Source organism: Azotobacter chroococcum (assembly GCF_004339665.1).
In the GTDB taxonomy this organism is placed as follows: domain Bacteria; phylum Pseudomonadota; class Gammaproteobacteria; order Pseudomonadales; family Pseudomonadaceae; genus Azotobacter; species Azotobacter chroococcum.
The window spans coordinates 1-20,581 of the sequence record NZ_SMMU01000050.1; the positions used below are offsets into that span (position 1 = coordinate 1).

A 20,581-nucleotide genomic window follows, 5' to 3' on the forward strand; every position below is an offset into this window, starting at 1 on the left:
TTGTATGCGGGACCATTCCCTGTCGCTCAGTCGGCTTCTGTCAGTCATGGCAAAAGCCCAGTTTTAGCACTGGGCTTGCGTCAACAGAACCTAGGTGAAAAACTCCATCAGCGTAGCGCAACGAGCCGGAGCAGGCCGGCGAGGCGGCCTGTTTGAAGGCAGCAGGTCGTTGAAGTTTTCGCGCAGTACTCATGAATCCCTCTCATAGGCCTTTGCTGTTTCTGCTGGCTAGTCGCAGGTTGCCCGCGCTTTGTAGATTTCGCTGATTGATGGATGCCACTGGCGGATGTTTGCCGATTCCAGCCTGCTTTTGAGTCGGGGGCTAGGGCCTAATGCCGGACTACGGCCCCGATTGCCTATGGCGGCGCCTTTCCATTGCCGCAAATCACGGAGAACTCGCATGTGCAATCAATGTGACGACGACAGCCAGAATCATGCTCCCGCTGTGCTTGGACGGTGATGGTCGGAGCGGGCCTGGTCGCAGCGCCGCTGCTGGCGGGCGTGACCACGGGCGCGCACGCGCAGCCAGCTCAAGCCGAGCCAGCGGGCGCTGCGCTCGGCAACGGTCCGTTCCCTGCCCGGGGCTACGCCGCGGCCAGTGCCACCAGCGGTCTGGCGCCGATGCAGATCGAGCGCCGCGCCCTCGGCGCCAACGACGTGCTGCTGGACGTGCTGTACTGCGGGGTTTGCCATTCCGACATCCACCATGTCCGCAGCGAATGGGGGCCGGACCGCTATCCCTGCGTCCCCGGCCACGAAATCATCGGCCGGGTGCTGGCGGTGGGCAGCGCGGTGACCAAGTTCAAGGTGGGCGACATCGGCGGCGTGGGTTGCATGGTCGACTCCTGCCGCACCTGCGACAACTGCCTGGCCGATCGCGAGCAGAACTGCCTCAACGGCGTCACCCTCACCTACAACTCGCCGGACAAGGTTTCGGGCGGGCACACCTTCGGCGGCTATTCCGACAAGCTGGTCGTCGCCGAGCATTTCGTGATCCGCATTCCGCCGGGCATGGACCTGGCGGCCACGGCACCGCTGCTGTGCGCCGGCATCACCACCTTCTCGCCGATGCAGTACTGGCGGGTCGAACCCGGCCAGCGCGTGGGCGTCGTCGGCCTTGGCGGCTTGGGGCACATGGCAGTCAAGCTGGCGGTGGCGCGCCGGGCGGAGGTCACCGTGTTCACCACCTCGCCCGGCAAGATCGCCGATGCGCAGCAGCTTGGCGCCCGCGAGGCGGTGCTGTGGAGCGACAGCGAGGCGATGAAGCGGCTCGCCAATCACTTCGATCTGCTGATCACCACGGTACCCAGAGCCTTCTCGATGCAGCAATTCGTCGACGTCCTCAAGCTCGACGCCACGCTGGTCAATGTCGGTGCCCTGGAAGACCTGCAGAGCGTGAGCGGCAGGAGTCTGCTGTTCGGCCGCAAGAACGTCACCGGCTCGATGATCGGCGGCATCGCCGAGACCCAGGAGGTCATCGACTACTGCGCGGCGCGCAACATCAAGGCCAATATCGAACTGATCCGTCCCGATCAGATCAACGAGGCCTACGATCGGGTCGTGAACAAGGACGTGCGCTATCGCTTCTTGATCGACATGGCCTCGCTCAAGACTCCCGCATAGCGGGATTTTTCTTCCGGGCAGATCTCGCGTGAACGGCATGGAGAGGCGTCATGGCGACCGCGCGGGAAACCCGGCGCCCTTGCAAGGAAAAGCACGATTGACTGCTCCCCTCCCTGAAGGAAGGGGATTCCCAATTCAACGAGCACTGGACACAGGCATTTGACCCATGCCGCTTACGTTCTCTCTAAGGGCTAACACCGCCAGCCCGGCGGCTTTCACGTTGATCGCGGCGCTCACGTCGCGGTCATGTTCACTTCCGCATTCCGGGCAACTCCAGCGGCGAACATCCAGCGGCAGGCGCTCAAGGATATGCCCGCAGCAGGCACAGCGTTTCGAGCTGGGATACCAGCGGTCGATCTGGACGATCTGCCGACCGGCCCATTCGCCCTTGTATTCCAGCTGGCGAACGAATTCACCCCAGCCTGCATCGGCAATGGCTTTGCTCAGTTTCGGATTGCGGATCATGTTCTTCACCGCAAGGGTTTCGGCGCAGACCACTTGGTTCTCGTTAATCAGTCTGCGGGACAGCTTGTGCAAGCCGTCCGCTCGGCAATCGGAGATTTTGGCGTGAATATGGGCCACTTTCCGTCGAGCCCTGGCGCGGTTCTTCGAGCCGAGCCGAGCTGCTTCTTGCTCAGCCGGCGTTGGGCCAGGGCCAGACGGGAGGCGTATTTCGCGCTGTGGCGGGGATTGCCGATCCGTTCACCCTCGGAGGTGACGAACAGGTCTTTCAGCCCCAGGTCGATGCCGAGCGTTTTCGGCACAACCGGAAGGGTTTCAGGCTCGAACTCGCACAGGCAGGACACGAAGTACCGTCCTGCAGAGTCCCGGGAAATCGTGACCGTGGAAGGCTCGCCCGGAAGCGGCCGACTCCAGCGGATCGCCAGGGGTTCGTCGCACTTGGCCAAGAACAGCTTGCCGTCGCGGTAGCGGAAGGCCGAACTGGTGAACTCGGCGGACTGCCGGTGCCGTTTCTTCTTGAAGGCCGGGTACTTCGCCCGGCCCTCGAAAAAGTTCTTGAACGCCGCCTGCTGGTGGCGAAGGCACTGCTGGAGCGGGACGCTCGATACCTCGTTGAGAAAGGTTGTTTCTGGCAGCTTCTTGATAGCCGTCAGCCGGGCGCTGGCCTGCGTGTAGCCGACCTTCTGCTGCTCTTTGAAGAACGCATCGGTACGCCAGCGCAGCACTGCGTTGTAGACGAAACGCACGCAACCGAACGTCCGCGCCAGCCGGTCGGCCTGCTCTGGCGTGGGATAGAAGCGGTATTTATAGGCGCGTTTCGTCATGACTCACGAAGTAAACCAATCAGTGTAAAGATAGCAACCGCCTGAGAAGGAGGCAGCGAGGACAGGGGCGCCCTGCAGGCGCCGCGCTATCCCTTCCCGCACTAGAAGTACGGGGTTTCTCGCGCAAATCGAATGAATGCAGGGGATGGATTCGGAGCCTGAATGATCCCCGGAAATCATCCCGATAAATGAGGTATGAACCGCCGGCGCAATGAGTCGGAACCACGGGCGATTACGGGGTGGGGCGTGGGCAGACTGGTGCACTGCTGGTGGGGAGGAGCACGCATCCCTGCGCGCGGGAGATCAGGCCTGTTTCAGGCGTTCGGCCAGGCGCAGGGCGAGGGCGGCGATGGTCAGGGTGGTGTTCACCGAGCCCACCGTGGGCATCACCGCGCCGCCGGCGAGGTAGAGGTTGGCGTGATCGTGGCTGCGGCAGTCCCTGTCCACCACCGAGGTCTTCGGGTCGTTGCCCATCAGGGCGGTGCCGCCGATGTGGTTGTTGTTGGCGAAGTGGTCCTCGAACACCACCTCGGTGCCGCCCAGCAGCTTCGCCGCGTGGGCGTAGACCTCGCGGGTATGCACGGCGCTCCGGCGCACGTAGTCGTCCATCGCGTAGGTGAACTCCGGCTTGGGAATGCCGGCCACGCGCTCGCTGGCGCTGGGCACGATGCGGTTCTTCGGGTTGGGCAGGATCTCGTGGAAGCTGTCGAAGCGCACCGAACGGGCGGCCTGGTCGCGGATCTTCGCCTCCAGCTCGGGACCGAAGAGCAGCGGACCCTTGTGGATCAGCTTTCCAGCGATCCGGTCGAGCGGCGACATGTTCGACAGGTGGATCTTCTTCGAGGCGTATTCGCGGCGGAAGGGGCCGTCGCGGAAGTCGATCAGCGAGGTCATTTCCTGCGGGCCGCGGCCGGGCCAGAGTTCCTCGTTGGCGAGGAAGGTCACGCCGGTGCCCGGATGGTCCATGAGGTTGCGGCCGACCAGGTCCGAGCTGTTGCCGACGTCGGACATCAGCATCAGCTTGGGCGTCTCGACGCCGTTGGCGGCGAGCACGAAGGTCCTGCCCTCGACGCGGTGGTCGTTGCCCTGCGGGTCCTTGTAGTGGGCGGCGACGATGCGGCCGTCCTTGCCCTTCTCGAGCTTGAACACCACGGCGTTCTCGATCAGCCGGGCGCCGGCCTTCTCGGCCTTGTCGACGTGGACGATGCCGTTGTACATGGCGCCGATCGGGCAGATCGGCATGCAGTTGTTGTTGCCGCAGCAGGGCGGGCGCTGGTCGTAGACCGTGCTGTTGCGCGCCACCGGCTCGGTGACCACGCGGTAGCCGTTGGCGTTGAGCACGCTCTTGACCCGCTCTTCGTTCCACGACAGCGGCAGCGGCGCCATGGGGTAGGGCGCCGAGCGCGGCGAGCCGAGGTCCTCGTCGCCGGGGCCCCAGACGCCCAGTTCGACCTCGGCGCGGCCGTACCAGGGCTCCAGGTCGGCGTATTCGATCGGCCAGTCGAGGCCGACGCCATAGAGGGTCTTGAGCTTGAAATCGTTGGGCAAAAAGCGCCAGGTCGAGGCTGCCCAGTGCCAGGTGGTGCCGCCGACGGCGCGGATGTACTGCACTTCGTAGGGGTGCTCGCCCTTCTGGATCAGGTAGTTGTTGTTCGGATTGAACTCCGGGTGCGGGGCGTGGGCGGGCGAGGGGTAGGGCGCCTGGTTGTCGTACTTGTCCGCCTGCTGGCGGAAGCGTTCGGCGATCTCGTGGCGTGCCATGCGCGGACCGGCCTCGAGAATCAGTACGTCCTTGCCGGCCATGGCCAACTGGTGGGCGACCAGAGCGCCGGCCACGCCGGAGCCGACGATGACGAAATCGGCTTTTTGCGCAGTGGCCATGCTCAAGCCCTCCCGAAGACGGGCTTCTCGGCCCAGGAGCCGGGCATGCCGAAACAGAAGGCCCGTGGCTTGAGGATACCGCCGGCGGCCTTGAACATCAGGGCATCCGGATAGCCGACCACCGTGGCGGTGTAGTCGCTGCCGACCATGCCGAGATACCAGGCGGAGAGGATCTGCCGGGTCGCGTCCTGGGCTTTTTCGCTCAGGCCTTGCGGGGTCTTGCCGAGCTTGCCCTGCAGTTCGCCGAGGCTGGTTGCGAAGCCGGTATCGCGCTTGACCAGGGTGTCGTAGAGGCATTGGCCGAAGCGGGCGTCGAGGTCGCTGCGCCCGGTGAGGCGTTTGGACAGGTCCATGAAGACCGCCAGTTCGGTTTCGGCCGCAGCCCAGGCCGGAGCGACCGGGCTCAGCAGCAGGGCGCCAGTAGCGGCGCCGACGCAGGCCGCGCCGAGCAGGCGGCGGCGGGAAAGGGAGAACGCAGGCACGGACGACGCGCTGGGCGTCGCGGAGGCGTGTTTTGACATCTAGACCTCTCGTTGTTGTGGGCGAGTGGCGCCAGGCGATGGTGCACGCGCTGCCTGGCGCCCGTTGGTCGTTCAGGTCACTTGGCGAGCTTGTCCGAGACGATGGGGTAGTGGTCCCAGACCCTCTGGTCGGTCAGCGAACGGACCAGCTTGACGTACTCGGCGTGGCTCCAGGCCAGGGGCGTGGCGGTGTTCGTGCCTTCGCCCTTCACGTAATTGTGGCGGCTGTTGTTGCCCACTCCGTCCCATACCTGTTCCGGCAGCATCATGCCGTCGTTGGCGAACAGCTCCATGGCCTTGACGTAGGTGTTCTTCAGCTTCGCCAGCTGCTCGGCATTCAGCGCTTCGACGCCTTCCGGCAACTGGGCCTTGCTGCGGGCCAGCTCGTAATGACCGCGCTCGCCGGTGAAGATCGGCCAGACGCGGCCGCGCAGCCCGGAGTTGAGCACCGGCGCCTCGGTGGCCGGGAAGTTGATGGCGGAGATTTCGCTCTCGCCGTAGCCGTCGTTGCCGTAGCGGCGCCAGCCGGGGAATTCGCCCTTGACCCCCGGATAGCTGAACAGGTACTTGACCTTCAGGTTCTCGGGCAGCTCCTGGCTGTCGAGCTCGTCCAGGCTGCCGACGATGTGCGGGTCGGTGGCGGAACGCACGCCGTAGCGCACCAGCTCCAGGAAGCCGGCATCGAGCACCTGGCTCTCCGGCAGGCCGGGCCGGCTGTTGTTGTCGAGCAGGGGGGCGCCGTCGTTGGGGTTATCGTTCTGGGTGATGCGCAGGTAATGGCGTCCGTCGCCCAGGCTGCCCTTCTGGGTGACCATGGTCGCTTCCAGCTTGTCGGAATAGCCCTTCGCGGCGCCCAGGAAACTCTTCGCCGCCTCGGCATCCCCGGCATGGCCGGCGAGTTCGGAGGCGGCCACCAGGCCGGCGATGACCGCCGCGGTGGTCGACGGCGAGTAGCCCCATTGCTCCTCCCAGCGCTCCTGCTGGGTCTGCGGCGGGACGACCTTCCAGTCGTTCCAGCCGACCTTCACCTGGCCGCCCTTGACCAGGAATTCCGCCGCCGGCTTGAGCATGGTCTGGTACCAGTGCCTGATCTGGGCGTCGTCGAGCACGCCGGCCTGCCAGAGCTTCCAGCCCAGCATGATGGGCATGGCGGTCTGGTCGAGCTGGACCCCGACCCATTCGATCTCGCCATCGACATGGGTCTTCTGCAGGAACCAGCCGGTGGCGCCGGGGCCGGCGTTCTCGACCTTGCCGTCCTGCTTCTGCTCGTGGATGTAGGCCGAGGTGTCGCCCTGCTCGAGCGAGGTGGCTTCGGTGACCTGGACCTTCTTCAGGTATTCGAAGGCGACCTTCGGCGTTTCGCGGTCGCCGAGCGCCAGCAGCGCCATCGCGCACTGGTAGAAGTCGCGCGGCCAGACCGCCTTGTAGCCGGTGGTGCCTTTGTCCGCCGGCACCGTCTCGCCCCAGGGGTTGGACAGGGAGGCGATCAGCGCCCCGGCGTTGCTCTTGTCTTCCTGAGCCTTGAGCACCAGGGCGCTGACGTTGAGCAGCTTGCCGTTGTCGGTGCTCTGCGCGTACATGGCCGGCAGGCCGGAGAGCGAGGCCAGGTAGTCCTGCCAGCCGAGCGCCTCGCCCTCGCCGTTGTAGTGGGCCAGCACCTTGGCATAGCCGCGGGCCAGTGTCGCGTCCGCCGCCCGGTCGGCCTGCTGGCGGTCGTTGCCGAAGCCGACCACCAGGTCGAGGGTGGTCTCGTTGCCCGTCTGGGGCAGGCGCGCCAACATGGTTACGTTACCAGGCGCATCCCCGGTGCTGGTGTACAGGTTGTCGAGCTTGCCGTCCTTGAGGTCGGTCAGGCCGTCGGAAGTCCCGGCGAAGCCGACGGTGGGCTGTTCCAGGGGCCGGCTGGCCTTGACCACCAGGGTCATCTCGCCGTCCCGGGCGTACAGGGCCTGTCCGTCGACGAAGGCGCTGTCGCCGCTGCCGTCGTTGCCGATGGCCGGATCGACGTGCACATAGGCCTGGATGCCCGGCTCCTTGCTGCGGAAGATGACCCGCATCATCAGCGAGTTGGCGTCCGGATCGGTGAAGACGTGCTTCTCGATCTCGTAGCGGCCCTGCTTGTCGCGGTTGATGATCTTGTAGGCCAGCGAGGTGGGGCGGCCTTCGCCGTCGACCGACAGGTACTGCACTTCGCTGTCGGTGTCCTGTGCTTCCAGGTCCAGGAAGTCGGGGCCCTGGATCACCAGCTGCATTTCGCGCAGCTGGGCTTCGTGGATCAGCCCGAACATGGTTTCGGTGACGATCCCCTGGGCCAGCGAGAACCAGACCTTCGAGACTTCGCCGGTGGCCGCTTGCGGCGAGTACTGGCCGTCCTTGTACTGCTCGTAGGAGGTGCCGATGCCGGTCTTGCCCGAATACGACCAGAACGGCGCCGCACCCGGCGCACCCGGCGCCACCTGGTCGGCGCCCATCGCGACCTGACCGATTCCCAGAGCGCCGATCAGGACGCTCAGCAGAGTTTTACGGAACCTTACTGGCTGTTGCATATGACCTTCTCTTTTTCTTGTGGATGGTATGAAGGAGTCGCCGCCTGGCGGCGTGGGTGAGCGAAAGCCGGCTCAGGCGCGTCTCGTGCCTGGCTTCGGCCTGTCTTCGCACAGGCACGGGGTTGCCGTCGGAGCGGGACGAGCAGTCGTCAGCCGCATCGCCGACAGCGGCCTTTGCAAGGCTCGAAAGGGGAAAGGGGAGCGGGACGCCGCGCGCTCGTGGGCGAAAGCCGTATGCGGGGCGAATGCCTGCCTGAATGCGGGCGCGTAGTCGAAGATATCCATGGGACACCCTGGTATTGAGGCAGCGCTGTCTTTGCGGGGCGTCAAGCCCACGCAAAGCCTGTCTGTCTCCCTGATCTTGTTGTTTTTGTCCCTTCTCGTTCGGCTGCTGGCGCGTCGAAACGGATGGGCGTTCGAGAGAAGCCGGATCGATTGGCACGCACATGCCAGCTTCTTCTAGGGTAGCGCTATCTTATGCGTGGCGCTTTGTGTCTGGCAAGTCGGGATTGATTCCGAGTATGTAAGTACGCCAGGGGCCGGCGCCTGATCGGCCCTCCGCTCGGACAAGGTCAAGCCAGTCGGAGCTTGACCTTCCGCCGCCCGGCAGGCGTTCGGTCCCGAAGCGTCATTGCGCGTCCGTCAGGGTGCACAGCCGCGTCGGGAGCCAATGGAATGGCTTGCAGGCATGTCGTGGAAATCGCTCAGCGAGAGAAGTGGGCTCGGTGAGGCAGGTCCCGGGCGGAGCGGCGGGCGCGTTCCGGGAGGTCCGCCATGTCCACGCCGATCAGTTGCCCGCCCTGCCTGACGATGTGGCCGTCTTCCAGCGCAGCGATGCCGGATGCTGCGAGCGAAGCGAGAAGACGGGAAGGATGTCAATGGCTCTTGCCATTATCCTTTGTGGGCCGCACGAGCCGGCCGATAATCCACAGCGCTCCGCCAAACAACGCCGAACAGGCGAAGAACAGCGAAAAGACCGGCAAAAATGCGAGATACAACGCAGCCGATAAGAGGGAGAAGAAAACTTGAAGGCACTGCCTGATGCATTTGAGCACGATATGCAGTGTCGGCTTTGGATTCGCCAGGGGCACCGGTGTGTTCGTCCAGGTTCGATCGATTTCTTTCAGATCGTTCAGATTCATGACTACACCTCCTTGTGGAACGATGAAGCTGTGCTCGCGCCTTCTTCAGTTGCGCCTCCACGTACCGGTGCAGACCGATGACGATCAACAGCTCTCACTATGCCCGCCGAGCTATTTTGGAACGTGCAATGGCTCGACTTGTGGCTTGGACAGGTCCCTTCCTTTGGTAAATCTAGGGGGCATTCGCATTTGTATCCAATAAAAGATTCATTCTTTCCAATGATTGAGGGGCGGCGGCAAAATCCGAGTGCAACACCTGACCGTTTCGGTAAGGTGTTGCCGGCAGGCCAGGGGGCCGTCGTGTCCACCTGGGCACATTCAGGACCTTCAGCGGGCCACATGGTTTAGCTGCGTCTCGCGGTTCCATTTCTCGCCGTCGCTGACCGTCGCGGTATGCACGTTCTTGCCGCTGATGTAGCGGCTCATGAAGGTCAGTCCCGGCAGGCCGAGGGCGGCGAAGTTGTAGTCGTGGCGCAGTTGCCAGGACTCCTCGCGGGCGTTGTCGAAGCTGCTGGTGAACACGTCGTTAGGCAGCATGCTGGCGATGGCGCCGTTGAGGCGCAGCCAACGGTCGTCGCCGGTGAGCCGCTGGAAGGCGAAGGTGAAGGTGTTGGCGCCGGTCTTGAGGGCGAACAGGCCGGTCAGGGTCCGGTTGTCCAGAGCGCCGGCCTCGGCCCGGCCGTCCTCCTCGCCGTCGAACAGGCCCAGCCGCGAGGACAGCGACCAGTCCCTGCCCAGCGGCTGGAGGTGCCTGATCTCGAAGTAGCGCTGCTTGTAGATGTCCTCGAGCTGGCCGAACCAGGCGCCGACGGTGGTCCGGTTGTCGTTGAAGCTGTACTCGACGCCGCCGAAGTTGTAGCGGTCGGAGGTAGCGTCGGGCGAGCCGTTGAGCGACATGCTCTGCATGCTGGCGTCGTTGCGCGGGCTGTTGGCGCGCATCTGGCCGCCGTGGAAGGTGAAGTGGGGGATTTCCTTCACCGTGAGCATGCCGCCCTGGAAGGTCTGCGGCAGCACGCGGCCGTCGTTGGCGTTGAGGATCGGCAGGGCCGGGCTCCATTCGCCGATCTTCAGTTCGGTCCTGGAGAAGCGCAGCTTGCCGGCCACCGCCAGGCGGCCGAAGTCGTCGGCCGGACGGCCGTCGTCGTGGACCGGCAGCAGCTCGGTGCCGGCGGTGCCCTTGCCGCCGTCGAGCTTGACCGCCCACAGGCCGCGCACGTCGATGCCGAAGCCGACCGGGCCTTCGGTGTAGCCCGACTCCAGGTCGAGGATGAAGCCCTGGGCCCATTCCTCGCGCTTGCCCTGCGTGGCGCGGTCGACCATGTTGCGCTGCATGTAGTAGTTGCGCAGGGTCAGGGTGCCCTTGGCGTCATCGACGAAGGCGGCCTGGGCGCCTGCGCTGGAAAACACTCCGGCGAAAGAGAGGGCGAGGACAAGGGAATGCTGACTGGAGAGCTGAAAAGTACTGTTCTTCATTGTTGTTGTTTTCAGTAGAAATCGGTGGTGAACGCGTCCGGCACCTGCCGGAGCAGGGCACCGGGCGCCGGCTATCCGCGCGGTCGGAAGCCGACCGCAGGCGGAGGGTTGCCCGTTCCGTGCGTGGCAGTCCCCGGGAGCCGGCCGGCTCCCGTGCCTGTCGTCGAGTCGCTTCGAGCGGCCCGGGCTATCTGCCCGGACCGCGGAGGGCCGGCCTTACAGCCAGGACTTGATCTGCGCGCACACCGCCTCGGTGGAGATGCCGTAGCGGTCGTGCAGGGTCGGCAGCGCGCCGGCATCGAGGAACGCGTCCGGCAGGGCGATCTGCCGGAAGGTGGGAGTGACGCCGTTGAGCATCAGCAGGGTGGCCACGGCCTCGCCCAGGCCGCCGATCCGCGAATGGTTCTCCGCGGTCACCACCAGCCGGCCCGGCTTGCGCGCCTCGGCCAGGATGGTGGCCTCGTCCAGCGGCTTGATGGTCGGCACGTGCAGCACCGAGACCTCCACGCCGTCCGCGCGGAGCTGCTCGGCCGCCTCCAGCGCGCGCATGGTCATCAGGCCGGTGGAGATGACCAGCACCTCGTTGCCGCTGGTGAGCGTCTTCGCCTTGCCGATTTCGAAGCGGTAGTCGTAGCGGTCCAGCACCAGCGGCACGTTGCCGCGCAGCAGGCGCATGTAGACCGGCCCCTTGTGCGCGGCGATGGCCGGCACGGCCTGCTCCAGCTCGTGGGCGTCGCAGGGGTCGATGACCATCAGGTTGGGCATCGCGCGGAAGATCGCGATGTCGTCGGTCGCCTGGTGGCTGGGGCCGTAGCCGGTGGTGAGGCCCGGCAGCGCACAGACGATCTTCACGTTGAGGTCTTCCTCGGCGATCGCCATGCAGATGAAGTCGTAGGCCCGCCGGGAGGCGAACACCGCATAGGTGGTGGCGAAGGGCACGAAGCCTTCGCGCGCCATGCCCGCCGCCGCGCTCATCAGCAACTGCTCGGCCATGCCCATCTGGAAGAAGCGCTCGGGGAACTCCTTGGCGAAGAGGTGCATATCCGTGTACTTGCCCAGGTCGGCGGTCAGGCCGACCAGCTCCTGGCGCTCCCGGGCCAGCGCCGCCAGGGCGTGGCCGAAGGGGGCCGGGCGGGTCGGCTGCCCTTCGCCGGCGATGGAGGCGATCATCGCCGAGGTGGTCAGGCGCTTCTTGGCCGGTGCGGCCGGTTCGGTGGTGTTCTTCATTACTGTCTCCCGGCATCCAGGGCGGTCAGGGCTTGTTCCCACTCGTGTTCGTCGACACGGATGAAGTGGGTCTTTTCACGGGTTTCGAGGAACGGCACCCCCTTGCCCATGCGGGTGTCGCAGATGATCACCCGGGGCTGGGCGACGGGGTGGTGGCGGGCCGCGTCGAAGGCGGCGACCAGCGCCTGCAGGTCGTTGCCGTTCACCCGCTGGGCGAACCAGCCGAAGGACTGCCAGCGCTCGACGATCGGCTCGAAGGCGAGGATCTCGCTGGAATGGCCGTCGGCCTGCTGGTTGTTGACGTCGATCACCGCGATCAGGTTGTCCAGCTTCCAGTGCGAGGCGGACATCGCCGCCTCCCAGGTCGAGCCCTCGTTCAGCTCGCCGTCGGACAGCAGGTTGTAGACGAACGAGGCGGACTGCTTGCGCTTGAGGCCCAGGCAGGCGCCCACCGCGATGCCCAGGCCGTGGCCCAGGGAGCCGCCGGTGATTTCCATGCCCGGGGTGTAGGAGGCCATGCCGGACATCGGCAGGCGGCTCTCGTCGCAGCCGTAGGTTTCCAGCTCCTCGGCGGGAACGATGCCGGCCTCGATCAGCGCCGCGTAGAGCGCGATCGCGTAGTGGCCGATCGACAGGTAGAAGCGGTCGCGGCCTTCCCAGGCGGGATCCTGGGACTGGTAGTCCATCGCATGGAAGTAGGCGACGGCGAGCAGGTCGGCGGCACCCAGGGCCTGGCCGATATAGCCCTGGCCCTGTACCTGGCCCATCAGCAGGGCGTTGCGGCGAATCCGGTAGGCCCGCTCTGCCAGGGAGACGGCAGGGGCTGTGGCGTGGGTCGACATGATGGAGAGGCTCCTAGGATTAACGGTTGGTCAAGTTGGCCGGCAGGCGGAGCACCAGCAGCGCACCCGAGGCCAGTACGGCGGTGATCAGGTACATGCCCACCTGGCTGGAACCGGTCGCGGTGGTGAGCCAGCCGATCAGGTAGGGCGAGCAAAAGCCGGCCAGGTTGGCGATGCTGTTCACCGCCGCGATGCCGGCGGCGGCGCTCACGCCGCCCAGCAGCGAGGTCGGCAGCATCCAGAACAGCGAGGAGGCCGAGAGGACGCCGGCGGCCGCCAGCGACAGGCCGAGGATCGACAGGCCGACGTCGTGGCCGAAGATCGCCGCCAGGGTGAGACCGGCGCCGCCCGCCCACATCGGCAGCACTACATGCCAGCGCCGCTCGCGGTGTTTGTCGCTGCTGCGCCCGGCCAGGAGCATGGCGACGATCGCGCAGAGATAGGGCACGCTGGTGAGCAGGCCGATGTACAGCGGATCGGCGACGCCCGCGTTGCGCACCAGGGTCGGCAGCCAGAAGGTGATGGCGTACTGGCCCATGACCACGGAGAAGTAGATGGCAGCCAACAGCCACAGCCGGCGGTCGCTGACGAAGGCGCGCACCGACGCATGCTCGGTCTTCTGCTGGTTGTCCTCGGCCAGCTCGCGCTGGATCAGTTGCTTTTCCTCGTCGTCGAGCCAGGTGGCGTCCTCGACCCGGTCCTTGAGGTAGCTCAGCACCCACAGGCCGACCACCACGGTGGGCAGCGCCTCCAGGACGAACATCCATTGCCAGCCGGCCCAGCCATAGGCGCCGGCGAACTCGGTCATGATCCAGCCCGAGAGCGGGCCGCCGAGCATGCCGGAGAGGGGGATGGCGACGAACCACAGGACCGTCAGCCGGGCCCGGCGGTAGGTCGGGAACCAGTAGGTCAGGTAGAGCAGGATGCCGGGCGCCAGCCCCGCTTCGGCCATGCCGAGCAGAAAACGCAGCAGGTAGAACTGCCAGGCCGTCTCGACGAAGGCGAACAGGGCCGAGAGGATGCCCCAGGTGATCATGATCCGGGCGATCCAGATCCGCGCGCCGATCTTGTGGAGCAGCAGGTTGCTGGGGACTTCGCAGAGAAAGTAGCCGATGAAGAACAGACCGGCGCCAAGGCCGTAGACGGTATCGCTGAAGCTCAGATCCTGCATCATCTGCAGCTTGGCGAAACCGACGTTGACGCGATCCAGGTAGGCGCACAGGTAGCACAGCATGAGGAACGGCATGAGCCGCCATGCAGTCTTCCGATAGGCACTGGAACGGGTGGTATTCACCGCTTCGAGAGTCATGGTGGACATTTTTCGCTCTCTTATTGTTGTTGAGCGTTGAGGGTGAAGCAGGCCGGCGGGCGAAATTCGGCCGCCAGCCGCGGCGAGCCGTCAGTGGATCAGCATGCCGCCGTTCACATCCAGGGTGGTTCCGGTGAGGTAGGTCGACAGGTCGCTGGCCAGGAACAGCGCCGCGTCGGCGACCTCCTGCGCCTCGCCCATGCGGCCCAGCGGAATGCCGCCGAGGATGCCGCTCAGCCGCTCGTCGGACAGCAGGCCGCCGGTGATGTCGGTATGGATCAGGCCCGGGGTGATGGAGTTGACGCGGACATTGTCCGGCCCCAGCTCGCGGGCCATGGCGCGGGCCAGGCCGAGCACGCCGGCCTTGGCGGCGCTGTAGTGCGGCCCGCCGAAGATGCCGCCGCCGCGCTGGGCCGACACCGACGACAGGCAGACGATGCTGCCGGACTTCTGCGCGCGCATGGTCGGGATGACCGCCTGGGACATCAGCAGGGTGCCGCGCAGGCTCACGTCCAGCACCTTGTCGTAATCCGATCCGCGAATCTCCAGGGTTTTCAGCGGCTGGGTGATGCCGGCGTTGTTCACCAGCGCATCGATGCGGCCATAGCGCTGGATCACCGCCTCGACGGCGCGGGTCACCTGGGCTGCATCCGCGACGTTGGCCGCCAGGCCCAGATGGTCGGCGCCGAGGTCTTCCGCAGCGTCCCGTGCCGCCTTTTCATCCAGATCCAGGATGACGACCCGGGCCCCATGGTGAGCGAAGGTGCGGGCCATGGCGCGGCCGATACCTCGTTGCGAGGCGGCACCGGTGATGATCGCGATCTTGCCTTCGAGCAGCATGCTGGACACTCCTGATATCGTTCTTGTTCAAGAACCGCCGTGGTTGGCGGGGTATCGGAAGGTTCGGCTGTCAGGCCCTCGCTCACAACGCAGCATCGCTCAGTCGTTGCTGAAAAAAATTCAGCACCCAAGCGAAGCCGCCCATGAAAACTGACGTAAATGTTGCTGAATAAGGGGAATACTTAGCAAAGCATCTATCTGGATGGCCGGCCTGCTCAGCAATCGCTGAAAATAATTCAGCACCCCATGGCGCCAGCTTCAGGGTTGGCGTGATCTCGGCAGGCGATGGCATGCTCTGTAAAACCAGCCCGGCCAAGAGACCAGAACAATGATCCGCCCGGAAAAGACGCCGCTGCATATCCCGCCGCTCAAAGCCATCCTCGCCTTCGAACAGGCGGCACGTTTCGGCAACGTCGCCAGGGCGGCGGAACACCTGAACCTGACGCCCTCGGCCGTGAGCCACCAGATCGCCAGGCTCGAAGCGATGATCGGTCGCCAGCTCTTCCACCGGACCAGCAAGGGACTGGAGCTGACGCCGGTGGGCAGCCAGTACCTGCACGACATCTCGGGCGCGCTGCAGCGCCTGGGCACGGCGACCGAGCGCGCCGCCACCGATGCCAACCTGGAGTGCCTGCGCCTGCATTCGGTCCCCAGCTTCGGCCTGCTCTGGCTGCTGCCGCGCCTCGAGCAGCTGCGCGCCAGCAACCCCGACCTGGAGATCAACCTGTCGTGCTCCTACGAGTCCCTGCACTTCAGCCGGGACAAGATGGACGTGGATATCCGCTACGGCCTGGCGAACTGGCCGAACCTGGAGATCCGCACCGTGCCGCAGGAAAGCATCGCCGTGCTCGCCGCGCCGTCCCTGCTCGAGACCAAGAAGGTCGACAGTCCCGATGATCTGCTCGATGCCGACCTGATCCTCTCCGAAGCGCCGCTGGTGCAGTGGCCGCAGTGGTTCGCGCAGCAGGGCCTGTCGATGCCCGAGCGCCGCTATCCGCTCAGCTTCGACCGTTCCTACATGAGCCTGGAGGCGGCGGCCCACGGCCTCGGCTTCGCGCTGGAAAGCACGCTGCTGGCCCAGGACTACATCCGCGAGGGCAAACTCGTCCCGGTGTTCGGCAGCGAGCTGCGCAGTCCGGTCAGCGCACATCATCTGCTCTTCCCGCACACGCACGCCGACTATCCGCGCGTGCGGCGCTTCCTCGCCTGGATGCAGACGGAGCTGGGGCATCCGTTCGCCTACTGACAGGCTCCTCTTCCGGCGTTTTCCCGCCGCGCCGGGAACTGTCTAGTCCTTCACGGGAAGTACCAGGCTCTCGGCCTCCTGCGGCATGGCACCCTGCCAATCGGCCTTGGCTTCTCCTCGCCACCACGGCTCCACCGCGTCGACCCGGGCCGGCTCGACCGGCTCGCCGAGGCGCGGCATCACCAGCCCCTCCGAGGCGTGCGCCAGCAGCACATCCGCCGGCTGGGACCAGGGGTGCATCGCCAGGTTGAAGGTGCCCCAGTGCACCGGCAGGAAACGCCCGCTGCCCAGTTGTGCCCAGGCCCTTAGCGCATTGTCCGGCCCGAGGTGCACGCTCCCCCAGGAGGGGTGGAAGGCGCCGACCTCGATCATCACCAGATCGAAAGGCCCGAGCCGCCGGCCGATCTCGGCGAAGGCCGGCGAGAGCCCGGTATCGCCGCTGAAGAACACGGCATGGCGCTCGCCGCGCAGGGCGAACGACGACCAGAGGGTCGCGTTGCGATCGTGCAGCCCGCGCCCCGAAAAGTGATGCGACGGCGCGGCGCTGATCGTCAGGCCGCCCGGCAGCACGGTGCGCTCCCACCAGTCGAGCTCGACGATGCGCTCGGCCGGCACGCCCCAGGCCTCCAGATGCAGGCCGACGCCGAGCGAGGTGACGAAGGGTACCCGCCGCTTGGCCAGCGCCCGGATGCTCGGGTAGTCCAGATGGTCGTAGTGGTCGTGCGAGATCAGCACCGCATCGAGCAGCGGCAGGGCCGCGATGTCGACCGGCACCGGCTGGAAGCGCCTGGGGCCGAGGAAGGGCAACGGCGAGACGCGCATCCCCCAGACCGGATCGGTCAGCACCCGGTGGCCGTCGATTTCCAGCAGCACGGTCGAATGGCCGAGCCAGGTGGCGCGCAGCCCGGTTTCGACGGGCCTGGCCCAGACGGTGCGTGGGTCGATGGCAGGAAGCGGCCGCGCTGGCGTACGGCCCTCGCCACGGAACAGGAAGTCGGCCAGCGTCGGCCGCCCCTCGGGCACGCGCTGTACGCTGGAGGGGTAGGTGTTCATGAAGCCGCCGTCGGCATACTGCCTGGAGGCCTGCATACGTTCGCGCCTGAGCCCATCGGCACGTCGAGCAAAAAACGCCATCTTGGATTCTCCTGTTCGCCCATTTCCATATCGTTGCCGCCAGGCTGCCGGGCTTCAAGCCGGGCAAGGCACTGAAAGACGCCCTCGATCGATGGGAATATTCCTCGCCGAATGCCGGGTACGGCGACCACAGTCGAGCCAGTATGCGAGTGTTTGGACTGCCATTCCCGGCAAGATATCCGCCGATGGCGGCGAAGGCTGAATGGGGAGCGATGCGTGACCCTGGATGGCGTAATCAGGACTGGCCAGTTTCCCGCAGGATTGAACTCCGGGCAGATGACTGTTATCTGAGCGTATTCAACGTCTTCACACAGGAAATGCCATGACTTCGAAAGTCGATGTAACGGCACTGGCCGATCTGCTGCGACGGGCGGCGAAGGCCGAAATAATGCCGCGTTTTCGGCGCTTGGGCAGAACCGACGTGCGGGCCAAGACAGAGGCAACGGATCTTGTGACCGAAGCCGACGAACAGGCCGAACTCATGATAAAAGCAGAGATCGCCAGGCTCTGGCCGGACGCCTTGTTCATCGGTGAGGAGTCGGTCGCGGCGGACCCGGCGCTGCTGGGCGGGCTGAAAGACGCCGAGTTCGTCATCATCGTCGACCCGGTCGACGGCACCTTCAACTTCGCCTCGGGTATCCCGGCGTTCGGCGTCATGGCCTCGGTCGTTGTCGCCGGCGAGACGGTTGCCGGCATCATCTACGACCCGATGGGGGACGATTGGGTCATGGCGGAAAAAGGCGGTGGCGCCTGGCTGAGGCGGCCGGACGGCGAAGCGCAGCGGCTTTCCGTGGCCGCCCCTGTCGCACTCGACCAGATGGTCGGCATGGCCTCGACCGGCTATCTGCCGAAAGACAAGCAGCCACGAATCCTCGCGAATCTGTCCAAGGTCCGCTTTGCCGCCAACTACCGCTGTGCGGCGCACGAACACCGGACCCTGGCTGCCGGCCATGTGCATTACCTGATGTACTACAAGCTGATGCCCTGGGATCATCTGGCCGGCACCCTGGTCTGCCAGGAGGCCGGCGCATACGCCGCCCGCTTTGATGGAACCCCCTATCTGCCACGGCACCTGGACGGCGGCCTGCTGATTGCACCGGACAAGGCCTCCTGGGAGCTGCTCCGGCGCGAGGTCTTCACTGTCTAGCATCTGCCTCGGAGGCGTCCTGGCCCATTCATTAGCCCGGCGCAAGACTGCCGGCGATCCTCTTCAGAACAGCGAGAGCGGGTACTGGACGATGATCCGCTGCTCGTCGTACTTGTTGTTGGCGCCCCAGTCGCGGCGGATCGTCGAGTTCCGCCAGCGCAGGGTCAGCTCCTTCGCCGGGCCGCTCTGCACCACGTAGCTGAGCTGGGTCTCACGGTTCCACTCCTCGCCATCGTCGATGTTGCCGGTGTGCACGTTGGTGCCCTTGAGGTAGCGGGTCATCAGGGTCAGGCCGGGCATGCCCAGGGAGGCGAAATCGTAGTCGTAGCGCAGTTGCCAGGAGCGCTCGCGGGCGTTGTCGAAGCTGCCGTTGTAGGTGTCGTTGGCCGCCGTGCCGCCGCTGGTGCCGTTGACCCGCAGCCAGCGGTCGTCGCCGGTGACTCGTTGCAGGCCCAGGTAGAAGGTGTGCGCGTTGTAGCGCAGGGAGAACATCCCGGAGAGCAGCTTGTTGTCCAGGTGACCTTCCAGCGCCTCGCCGTCCTCCTCGCCGTCGAAGTAGCCGAGGTTGGCGCCGAGGGTCCATTCCTTGCCCAGCGGCTGGGTGTGCAGCACCTGGAAGTAGCGCTGCTTGTAGATGTCCTTCAGGCGCGCGTACCAGGCGCCGACGGTGGTGCGCTTGTCGTTGAAGCTGTATTCGGCGCCGCCGAAGTCGAAGTCGTCGGACTTGCGGTCGCTGGTATAGGGGCTGGTGCCGAACAGCGTCATGTCCTCCATGCTGCCGTCGTCGCGCGGGCTGTTGCCGGTGATGTGGCCGGCATACAGGGTCAGGTTCCTGATGTCCTTCGAGGTGAGCATGGAGCCCTGGAAGGTCTGCGGCAGCGAGCGGCCGTCGTCGGAGCGGAGGATCGGCAGCACCAGGTACCACTCGCCGACGCGCAGCTCGGTTTCGGAGAATTTCATCTTGCCGGAGACGGCGATCCGGCCGAAGTGGTCGGCCGGCGTGCCGTCCTTGTCGAGCGGCAGCAACTGGGTGCCGCCGGTGCCCTTGCCGCCGTCGAGCTTGAGCGAGTACAGGCCGAGCACGTCGACGCCGAAGCCGACCGGGCCTTCGGTATAGCCGGACTTGAGGTCGAAGATGAAGCTCTGGGTCCATTCCTCGGCCTTGCTGCGGGTGGCGCCGTCGTCGACGAAGTTGCGGTGGATGTAGAAGTTGCGCAGGGTCAGGGTGCCCTTGGCGTCGTCGACGAAGGCCGCCTGGGCGCTGCTGCAGGCGAGCGCCAGGGCGAAGGCGAGGGCAGGGGACCGACGGAGCGAAAAATGCGAGAGGCTGTTCTTCATTGTTGTTGTTACCGGCGAAGATCGGTGGAAAAGGCGCAAAAAGCCCCCTCCGCGGCCGCGGATGCGTCGAGCGAAAGGGGAGCGGCCCGGCGCATGACGCCGGGCCAGGCACGATCAGGACGTGGAAACGACCGTTACGGAGCTGCCGTGGTCATCCGAAGGGCTGGATGTTCGGAGCGGCTGTTCTGAGCGCGTGACAAGTAGAGTGCACATGGTTTTTCCCATTTGTTGTTGTTTGAAGGAGCAGGGCGGCCAGGCCCCCCGTTAAGCGTGAGCGGGTCACACGGCAAGGAGAGAAGTCCCCTCCATCTCCTCCGGGATCGGCAGGTCCATCAGCTGCAGCAGCGTCGGCGCGATGTCGCAGAGCCGGCCGTCCTTCAGGTCGAATCGCTGCGCCCCTTGCCCAGCTTCTGCAGGGCGCTCTCCAGCGCACGGATCGGCGCTTCGGCGCTGATCGGTGGGGTATCGCGGCCATCCAGGAAGGCGTGCAGGTAAAAGCGCTCCACGCCTTGTTCGGCCAGCACCTGGCAGGCGGCGACGATCTGTTCGACGTGGCTGTGTACCCCGCCCGCAGAAAGCAAGCCCATGACATGCACCGCCCCCGCCCGCGCCCGGACGCCGTCGACCAGTTCGAGCAGGACCGGATTGCGGGCGAAGTCTCCCTCCGCGATCGCCTTGTTGATGCGCGTGAGGCTCTGGTAGACGACCCGGCCGGCGCCCAGGTTCATGTGGCCGACTTCCGAATTGCCCATCTGCCCTTCGGGCAGGCCCACGGCCAGCCCCGAGGTCGACACCAGGCTGCTGGGAAAGCGCTCGAGCAGGCCATCGAGGGTCGGCGTGTGTGCCGCCGCGAAGGCATTCGCCTCCACGGCATCGCGCACACCGACACCATCCAGAATGATCAGGGTATGTGTGCTCATCGTTACTTCACTCAGAAGATGTAGTCGGTGGTCAGGAAGCTCGACTCGCGGTTGCGGATGATCTCGCTGATCAGCTGCTTGTTGTCGTCCTGGAACTTGGTCGCCA

Annotated in this window: 18 protein-coding genes; 3 read left to right on the forward strand and 15 right to left on the reverse strand. The window is 65.6% G+C overall.

All coding sequences use genetic code 11. The annotated features are described in order from the left end of the window. The first annotated feature begins 621 nt into the window (after positions 1 to 621). A complete protein-coding gene (locus tag EV691_RS21130; protein WP_242672623.1) occupies positions 622 to 1,623 on the forward strand; it encodes an NAD(P)-dependent alcohol dehydrogenase in 1,002 nt (333 codons plus the stop codon). Positions 1,624 to 1,758: 135 nt separating this feature from the next. On the opposite strand, the gene EV691_RS24005 is transcribed toward EV691_RS21130, so the two are convergent. The 12 genes from EV691_RS24005 to EV691_RS21185 form a co-directional block, all read right to left on the reverse strand. After that, complete coding sequence (locus EV691_RS24005; protein ID WP_243649666.1) at positions 1,759 to 2,205, reverse strand: RNA-guided endonuclease InsQ/TnpB family protein; 447 nt, start codon at positions 2,203 to 2,205, stop codon at positions 1,759 to 1,761. Continuing rightward, positions 2,136 to 2,909 carry an RNA-guided endonuclease InsQ/TnpB family protein gene (locus EV691_RS21135; protein WP_243649667.1) on the reverse strand — a complete coding sequence of 258 codons (774 nt, stop codon included), beginning with the start codon at positions 2,907 to 2,909 and terminating at the stop codon, positions 2,136 to 2,138. The genes EV691_RS24005 and EV691_RS21135 overlap by 70 nt, the downstream gene beginning before the upstream one ends. A gap of 303 nt (positions 2,910 to 3,212) precedes the next feature. After that, entirely contained in the window at positions 3,213 to 4,790 is a 1,578-nt protein-coding gene (locus EV691_RS21140; RefSeq protein WP_131300932.1) for a GMC family oxidoreductase, read from the reverse strand. Positions 4,791 to 4,792: 2 nt separating this feature from the next. Next, the gene (locus tag EV691_RS21145; protein WP_131300930.1) at positions 4,793 to 5,311 is read right to left on the reverse strand and encodes a sugar dehydrogenase complex small subunit; all 519 of its coding nucleotides are present in this window, start codon (positions 5,309 to 5,311) and stop codon (positions 4,793 to 4,795) included. A 77-nt stretch (positions 5,312 to 5,388) separates the two neighbouring features. After that, complete coding sequence (locus EV691_RS21150; protein WP_131300928.1) at positions 5,389 to 7,857, reverse strand: glucan 1,4-alpha-glucosidase; 2,469 nt, start codon at positions 7,855 to 7,857, stop codon at positions 5,389 to 5,391. An 875-nt stretch (positions 7,858 to 8,732) separates the two neighbouring features. Then, on the reverse strand, positions 8,733 to 8,999 hold the full coding sequence (locus EV691_RS21155; RefSeq protein WP_131300926.1) for a hypothetical protein: 267 nt from the start codon (positions 8,997 to 8,999) through the stop codon (positions 8,733 to 8,735). A 327-nt stretch (positions 9,000 to 9,326) separates the two neighbouring features. Next, positions 9,327 to 10,472 (reverse strand): OprD family porin, encoded by a 1,146-nt coding sequence (locus tag EV691_RS21160; protein WP_131300925.1) that lies wholly within the window; start codon positions 10,470 to 10,472, stop codon positions 9,327 to 9,329. Positions 10,473 to 10,688: 216 nt separating this feature from the next. Further along, positions 10,689 to 11,699, reverse strand: coding sequence for a transketolase family protein (locus EV691_RS21165; RefSeq protein WP_131300923.1), 1,011 nt, complete (start codon positions 11,697 to 11,699; stop codon positions 10,689 to 10,691). Beyond that, entirely contained in the window at positions 11,699 to 12,541 is an 843-nt protein-coding gene (locus tag EV691_RS21170) for a transketolase (RefSeq protein WP_131300921.1), read from the reverse strand. Before EV691_RS21170 ends, EV691_RS21165 begins: the two co-directional genes overlap by 1 nt. A gap of 19 nt (positions 12,542 to 12,560) precedes the next feature. After that, positions 12,561 to 13,859, reverse strand: a complete 1,299-nt coding sequence (locus EV691_RS21175; protein WP_131300919.1) for an MFS transporter — start codon at positions 13,857 to 13,859, stop codon at positions 12,561 to 12,563. Between the two features lie 81 nt (positions 13,860 to 13,940). Further along, positions 13,941 to 14,690 (reverse strand): SDR family NAD(P)-dependent oxidoreductase, encoded by a 750-nt coding sequence (locus EV691_RS21180; protein WP_131300917.1) that lies wholly within the window; start codon positions 14,688 to 14,690, stop codon positions 13,941 to 13,943. A gap of 82 nt (positions 14,691 to 14,772) precedes the next feature. Then, the gene (locus EV691_RS21185) at positions 14,773 to 14,982 is read right to left on the reverse strand and encodes a hypothetical protein (RefSeq protein ID WP_131300915.1); all 210 of its coding nucleotides are present in this window, start codon (positions 14,980 to 14,982) and stop codon (positions 14,773 to 14,775) included. 36 nt (positions 14,983 to 15,018) lie between these two features. On the opposite strand from EV691_RS21185, the gene EV691_RS21190 reads away from it, so the two are divergent. Next, positions 15,019 to 15,936: a LysR substrate-binding domain-containing protein gene (locus tag EV691_RS21190; protein ID WP_207390269.1), complete on the forward strand. Its 918-nt coding sequence runs from the start codon at positions 15,019 to 15,021 to the stop codon at positions 15,934 to 15,936. 42 nt (positions 15,937 to 15,978) lie between these two features. On the opposite strand, the gene EV691_RS21195 is transcribed toward EV691_RS21190, so the two are convergent. Continuing rightward, the gene (locus EV691_RS21195) at positions 15,979 to 17,025 is read right to left on the reverse strand and encodes an MBL fold metallo-hydrolase (RefSeq protein WP_242672622.1); all 1,047 of its coding nucleotides are present in this window, start codon (positions 17,023 to 17,025) and stop codon (positions 15,979 to 15,981) included. 367 nt (positions 17,026 to 17,392) lie between these two features. Between EV691_RS21195 and EV691_RS21200 the strand changes: the two genes are divergently transcribed. After that, a complete protein-coding gene (locus EV691_RS21200) occupies positions 17,393 to 18,217 on the forward strand; it encodes an inositol monophosphatase family protein (protein ID WP_131300911.1) in 825 nt (274 codons plus the stop codon). A 63-nt stretch (positions 18,218 to 18,280) separates the two neighbouring features. Here EV691_RS21200 and EV691_RS21205 read toward each other — a convergent pair whose 3' ends face one another. Both EV691_RS21205 and EV691_RS21210 read right to left on the reverse strand, forming a co-directional pair. Next, the gene (locus EV691_RS21205; protein ID WP_131300909.1) at positions 18,281 to 19,555 is read right to left on the reverse strand and encodes an OprD family porin; all 1,275 of its coding nucleotides are present in this window, start codon (positions 19,553 to 19,555) and stop codon (positions 18,281 to 18,283) included. A 377-nt stretch (positions 19,556 to 19,932) separates the two neighbouring features. Next, positions 19,933 to 20,475 (reverse strand): hypothetical protein, encoded by a 543-nt coding sequence (locus EV691_RS21210; protein ID WP_131300907.1) that lies wholly within the window; start codon positions 20,473 to 20,475, stop codon positions 19,933 to 19,935. Positions 20,476 to 20,581: the final 106 nt, after the last annotated feature.

Excerpts from the sequence above, each read along its gene's own strand:
- EV691_RS21205 (WP_131300909.1), bottom strand. The coding sequence starts at position 19,555 with ATGAAGAACAGCCTCTCGCATTTTTCGCTCCGTCGGTCCCCTGCCCTC.
- EV691_RS21155 (WP_131300926.1), bottom strand. The coding sequence starts at position 8,999 with ATGAATCTGAACGATCTGAAAGAAATCGATCGAACCTGGACGAACACA.
- EV691_RS21195 (WP_242672622.1), bottom strand. The coding sequence starts at position 17,025 with ATGCAGGCCTCCAGGCAGTATGCCGACGGCGGCTTCATGAACACCTAC.
- EV691_RS21165 (WP_131300923.1), bottom strand. The coding sequence starts at position 11,699 with ATGAAGAACACCACCGAACCGGCCGCACCGGCCAAGAAGCGCCTGACC.
- EV691_RS21185 (WP_131300915.1), bottom strand. The coding sequence starts at position 14,982 with ATGCCATCGCCTGCCGAGATCACGCCAACCCTGAAGCTGGCGCCATGG.
- EV691_RS21135 (WP_243649667.1), bottom strand. The coding sequence starts at position 2,909 with ATGACGAAACGCGCCTATAAATACCGCTTCTATCCCACGCCAGAGCAG.
- EV691_RS21140 (WP_131300932.1), bottom strand. The coding sequence starts at position 4,790 with ATGGCCACTGCGCAAAAAGCCGATTTCGTCATCGTCGGCTCCGGCGTG.
- EV691_RS21160 (WP_131300925.1), bottom strand. The coding sequence starts at position 10,472 with ATGAAGAACAGTACTTTTCAGCTCTCCAGTCAGCATTCCCTTGTCCTC.
- EV691_RS21190 (WP_207390269.1), top strand. The coding sequence starts at position 15,019 with ATGATCCGCCCGGAAAAGACGCCGCTGCATATCCCGCCGCTCAAAGCC.
- EV691_RS21200 (WP_131300911.1), top strand. The coding sequence starts at position 17,393 with ATGACTTCGAAAGTCGATGTAACGGCACTGGCCGATCTGCTGCGACGG.
- EV691_RS21180 (WP_131300917.1), bottom strand. The coding sequence starts at position 14,690 with ATGCTGCTCGAAGGCAAGATCGCGATCATCACCGGTGCCGCCTCGCAA.
- EV691_RS21145 (WP_131300930.1), bottom strand. The coding sequence starts at position 5,311 with ATGTCAAAACACGCCTCCGCGACGCCCAGCGCGTCGTCCGTGCCTGCG.
- EV691_RS21170 (WP_131300921.1), bottom strand. The coding sequence starts at position 12,541 with ATGTCGACCCACGCCACAGCCCCTGCCGTCTCCCTGGCAGAGCGGGCC.
- EV691_RS21150 (WP_131300928.1), bottom strand. The coding sequence starts at position 7,857 with ATGCAACAGCCAGTAAGGTTCCGTAAAACTCTGCTGAGCGTCCTGATC.
- EV691_RS21175 (WP_131300919.1), bottom strand. The coding sequence starts at position 13,859 with ATGTCCACCATGACTCTCGAAGCGGTGAATACCACCCGTTCCAGTGCC.
- EV691_RS21130 (WP_242672623.1), top strand. The coding sequence starts at position 622 with ATGCAGATCGAGCGCCGCGCCCTCGGCGCCAACGACGTGCTGCTGGAC.
- EV691_RS21210 (WP_131300907.1), bottom strand. The coding sequence starts at position 20,475 with ATGAGCACACATACCCTGATCATTCTGGATGGTGTCGGTGTGCGCGAT.